The following is a 5,504-nucleotide window of genomic DNA, read 5'->3' on the forward strand; positions in this document are numbered from 1 at the left end:
TGCTCTTTAAAAACTAACAGCCGATAAGTGTGGGCGCTTGATTGCTGGGTGCGGCCGGTTCTTCGGAGCTGGTAATGGCGAAGGTATCAAGAGTCTCACACGAAGTATCAGAGGAAGGTTTTATCTGTCTTTGGATGGAATAAATCATCGTCAGAACGTTGAGTGAGCGACCTATTCGGAAGAATAGAAAACAGTAACAGGTTTGAACTGAAGAGTTTGATCCTGGCTCAGATTGAACGCTGGCGGCATGCCTTACACATGCAAGTCGAACGGCAGCACGGGGGCAACCCTGGTGGCGAGTGGCGAACGGGTGAGTAATACATCGGAACGTGTCCTGTAGTGGGGGATAGCCCGGCGAAAGCCGGATTAATACCGCATACGACCTGAGGGAGAAAGCGGGGGATCTTCGGACCTCGCGCTGCAGGGGCGGCCGATGGCAGATTAGCTAGTTGGTGGGGTAAAGGCCTACCAAGGCGACGATCTGTAGCTGGTCTGAGAGGACGACCAGCCACACTGGGACTGAGACACGGCCCAGACTCCTACGGGAGGCAGCAGTGGGGAATTTTGGACAATGGGGGCAACCCTGATCCAGCAATGCCGCGTGTGTGAAGAAGGCCTTCGGGTTGTAAAGCACTTTTGTCCGGAAAGAAAACCATCGCCCTAATATGGTGGTGGGATGACGGTACCGGAAGAATAAGCACCGGCTAACTACGTGCCAGCAGCCGCGGTAATACGTAGGGTGCGAGCGTTAATCGGAATTACTGGGCGTAAAGCGTGCGCAGGCGGTCTGTTAAGACCGATGTGAAATCCCCGGGCTTAACCTGGGAACTGCATTGGTGACTGGCAGGCTTTGAGTGTGGCAGAGGGAGGTAGAATTCCACGTGTAGCAGTGAAATGCGTAGAGATGTGGAGGAATACCGATGGCGAAGGCAGCCTCCTGGGCCAACACTGACGCTCATGCACGAAAGCGTGGGGAGCAAACAGGATTAGATACCCTGGTAGTCCACGCCCTAAACGATGTCAACTAGTTGTTGGGGATTCATTTCCTTAGTAACGTAGCTAACGCGTGAAGTTGACCGCCTGGGGAGTACGGTCGCAAGATTAAAACTCAAAGGAATTGACGGGGACCCGCACAAGCGGTGGATGATGTGGATTAATTCGATGCAACGCGAAAAACCTTACCTACCCTTGACATGGTCGGAAGTCTGCTGAGAGGTGGACGTGCTCGAAAGAGAACCGGCGCACAGGTGCTGCATGGCTGTCGTCAGCTCGTGTCGTGAGATGTTGGGTTAAGTCCCGCAACGAGCGCAACCCTTGTCCTTAGTTGCTACGCAAGAGCACTCTAAGGAGACTGCCGGTGACAAACCGGAGGAAGGTGGGGATGACGTCAAGTCCTCATGGCCCTTATGGGTAGGGCTTCACACGTCATACAATGGTCGGAACAGAGGGTTGCCAAGCCGCGAGGTGGAGCCAATCCCAGAAAACCGATCGTAGTCCGGATCGCAGTCTGCAACTCGACTGCGTGAAGCTGGAATCGCTAGTAATCGCGGATCAGCATGCCGCGGTGAATACGTTCCCGGGTCTTGTACACACCGCCCGTCACACCATGGGAGTGGGTTTTACCAGAAGTGGCTAGTCTAACCGCAAGGAGGACGGTCACCACGGTAGGATTCATGACTGGGGTGAAGTCGTAACAAGGTAGCCGTATCGGAAGGTGCGGCTGGATCACCTCCTTTCTCGAGCTTCGCACTTCAAGTTAAGCGCTCACGCTTATCGGCTGTTGTTTAGAACAGGCTAAGGGTCTGTAGCTCAGTCGGTTAGAGCACCGTCTTGATAAGGCGGGGGTCGTTGGTTCGAATCCAACCAGACCCACCACGAGTCGAGATGTATTGACACAGGGGGATTAGCTCAGCTGGGAGAGCACCTGCTTTGCAAGCAGGGGGTCGTCGGTTCGATCCCGTCATCCTCCACCAAGTCCTCAATGCACAGCGCTGAATCGTGATTCAACGTTGTGCATTGGCGACTGATAGCCAGTTGATGCTGAAGGTAGCGAAGTACACCTGTCGGCTAAACGTTCTTTAACAATCTGGAAGAAGTAGTAAAGAGACTAGTCGAAAGCACTTAGAGATGGGTGTGAGTAGGGTAGTCAGGGTAGTGATTGTATCGAGTATGAAAAGTGATCTTAAATGATGACTTGGAATACGGCACAACGCGAATACTCAGCCTGTAGCGAAATGAGTCGTCCCCTTGCGGGGAAGGGATCGGGGTAAGCGCCAAAGCGCTCACGCTGATCGCGCAGACACACTCGTTATAGGGTCAAGCGAACAAGTGCATGTGGTGGATGCCTTGGCGATCACAGGCGATGAAGGACGCGGTAGCCTGCGAAAAGCGACGGGGAGCTGGCAAACGAGCTTTGATCCGTCGATGTCCGAATGGGGAAACCCACTCCTTATGGAGTATCCATAGCTGAATCCATAGGCTATGCGAAGCGAACGCGGTGAACTGAAACATCTAAGTAACCGCAGGAACAGAAATCAACCGAGATTCCCAAAGTAGTGGCGAGCGAAATGGGATCAGCCTGTACTCTTTATTTGACTTATTAGCCGAACGCTCTGGAAAGTGCGGCCCTAGCAGGTGATAGCCCTGTAGGCGAAAATAGGTTGAAAGAACTAGGGGTACGACAAGTAGGGCGGGACACGTGAAATCCTGTCTGAAGATGGGGGGACCATCCTCCAAGGCTAAATACTCGTGATCGACCGATAGTGAACCAGTACCGTGAGGGAAAGGCGAAAAGAACCCCGGGAGGGGAGTGAAATAGATCCTGAAACCGCATGCATACAAACAGTCGGAGCTTTCGCAAGAGAGTGACGGCGTACCTTTTGTATAATGGGTCAGCGACTTACGTTCAGTAGCGAGCTTAACTGATTAAGGCAGGCGTAGCGAAAGCGAGTCCGAACAGGGCGATCAGTTGCTGGGCGTAGACCCGAAACCAAGTGATCTATCCATGGCCAGGTTGAAGGTGCGGTAACACGTACTGGAGGACCGAACCCACTAACGTTGAAAAGTTAGGGGATGAGCTGTGGATAGGGGTGAAAGGCTAAACAAACTTGGAAATAGCTGGTTCTCTCCGAAAACTATTTAGGTAGTGCCTCGTGTATCACCTTCGGGGGTAGAGCACTGTCATGGTTGTGGGGTCCATTGCGGATTACTACGCCATAGCAAACTCCGAATACCGAAGAGTGCAATCACGGGAGACAGACATCGGGTGCTAACGTCCGGTGTCAAGAGGGAAACAACCCAGACCGCCAGCTAAGGTCCCAAAGATTGGCTAAGTGGGAAACGAAGTGGGAAGGCTAAAACAGTCAGGAGGTTGGCTTAGAAGCAGCCACCCTTTAAAGAAAGCGTAATAGCTCACTGATCGAGTCGTCCTGCGCGGAAGATGTAACGGGGCTCAAGCCAGTCACCGAAGCTGCGGATACGCACGAAAGTGCGTGTGGTAGGAGAGCGTTCCGTAAGCCTGCGAAGGTGTGTCGAAAGGCATGCTGGAGGTATCGGAAGTGCGAATGCTGACATGAGTAGCGATAAAGGGGGTGAAAAGCCCCCTCGCCGTAAGCCCAAGGTTTCCTACGCAACGTTCATCGGCGTAGGGTGAGTCGGCCCCTAAGGCGAGGCAGAAATGCGTAGCTGATGGGAAGCAGGTCAATATTCCTGCACCATTGTTAGATGCGATGGGGGGACGGATCGCGGAAGGTTGTCCGGGTGTTGGACGTCCCGGTCGCTGCGTTGGAGAAGGCACTCAGGCAAATCCGGGTGCGTAATTCAAGGGCGTGGCGCGAGCTTCTTCGGAAGCGAAGCAATTGGAAGTGGTTCCAAGAAAAGCCTCTAAGCTTCAGTCTAATAGTGACCGTACCGCAAACCGACACAGGTGGGCGAGATGAGTATTCTAAGGCGCTTGAGAGAACTCGGGAGAAGGAACTCGGCAAATTGGTACCGTAACTTCGGGATAAGGTACGCCTCTGTAGCTTGACTGGCCTGCGCCAGAAGGGTGAAGAGGTTGCAATAAACTGGTGGCTGCGACTGTTTAATAAAAACACAGCACTCTGCAAACACGAAAGTGGACGTATAGGGTGTGACGCCTGCCCGGTGCCGGAAGATTAAATGATGGGGTGCAAGCTCTTGATTGAAGTCCCGGTAAACGGCGGCCGTAACTATAACGGTCCTAAGGTAGCGAAATTCCTTGTCGGGTAAGTTCCGACCTGCACGAATGGCGTAACGATGGCCACACTGTCTCCTCCCGAGACTCAGCGAAGTTGAAGTGTTTGTGATGATGCAATCTCCCCGCGGCTAGACGGAAAGACCCCATGAACCTTTACTGTAGCTTTGCATTGGACTTTGAACCGATCTGTGTAGGATAGGTGGGAGGCTATGAAAGCGGAACGCTAGTTTCGCTGGAGCCGTCCTTGAAATACCACCCTGGTTTGTTTGAGGTTCTAACCTTGGTCCGTGATCCGGATCGGGGACAGTGCATGGTAGGCAGTTTGACTGGGGCGGTCTCCTCCCAAAGTGTAACGGAGGAGTACGAAGGTACGCTAGGTACGGTCGGAAATCGTGCTGATAGTGCAATGGCATAAGCGTGCTTAACTGCGAGACCGACAAGTCGAGCAGGTGCGAAAGCAGGTCATAGTGATCCGGTGGTTCTGTATGGAAGGGCCATCGCTCAACGGATAAAAGGTACTCTGGGGATAACAGGCTGATACCGCCCAAGAGTTCATATCGACGGCGGTGTTTGGCACCTCGATGTCGGCTCATCTCATCCTGGGGCTGTAGCCGGTCCCAAGGGTATGGCTGTTCGCCATTTAAAGAGGTACGTGAGCTGGGTTTAAAACGTCGTGAGACAGTTTGGTCCCTATCTGCCGTGGGCGTTGGATATTTGAAGGGGGCTGCTCCTAGTACGAGAGGACCGGAGTGGACGAACCTCTGGTGTACCGGTTGTCACGCCAGTGGCATCGCCGGGTAGCTATGTTCGGAAGAGATAACCGCTGAAAGCATCTAAGCGGGAAACTCGCCTTAAGATGAGATATCCCCGGGGCTTCGAGCCCCTTGAAGGGTCGTTCCAGACCAGGACGTTGATAGGTCAGGTGTGTAAGTGCAGTAATGCATTGAGCTAACTGATACTAATTGCCCGTAAGGCTTGATCCTATAACCAGTGTGTTTGCCTCTCTCAGCGAGCCACCACTGGCGAGTACAGCGTGTGCGACAATCGCCACCCGAATTCTTTACCGCTTCTTCCCAGATTGGTTGTGCGACAGGTGTACCCACCCCGCCCACAACAACAAGTCATGCCTGATGACCATAGCGAGTCGGTCCCACCCCTTCCCATCCCGAACAGGACCGTGAAACGACTCCACGCCGATGATAGTGCGGATGCCCGTGTGAAAGTAGGTAATCGTCAGGCTCCTTATGCTCCAAACAAAAACCCCACCCCTGCAAGGTGGGGTTTTTGC

Annotated in this window: 2 tRNA genes and 3 rRNA genes; all 5 read left to right on the forward strand. The window is 53.3% G+C overall.

The annotated features are described in order from the left end of the window. Nucleotides 1-204: 204 nt before the first annotated feature. A 16S ribosomal RNA gene (locus tag NCS28_RS32955) occupies nt 205-1,736 on the forward strand. Nucleotides 1,737-1,798: 62 nt separating this feature from the next. Then, nucleotides 1,799-1,875 (forward strand) — tRNA-Ile (locus tag NCS28_RS32960). A 22-nt stretch (nt 1,876-1,897) separates the two neighbouring features. Then, nucleotides 1,898-1,973, forward strand: a tRNA-Ala gene (locus NCS28_RS32965). Between the two features lie 341 nt (nt 1,974-2,314). Then, a 23S ribosomal RNA gene (locus NCS28_RS32970) occupies nt 2,315-5,199 on the forward strand. Between the two features lie 143 nt (nt 5,200-5,342). Then, nucleotides 5,343-5,455, forward strand: a 5S ribosomal RNA gene (gene rrf / locus NCS28_RS32975). Together the 16S, 23S and 5S rRNA genes with 2 tRNA genes alongside form the textbook arrangement of a ribosomal RNA operon. Nucleotides 5,456-5,504: the final 49 nt, after the last annotated feature.

It is taken from the genome of Caballeronia sp. INDeC2 (assembly GCF_023631325.1).
GTDB lineage: Bacteria > Pseudomonadota > Gammaproteobacteria > Burkholderiales > Burkholderiaceae > Caballeronia.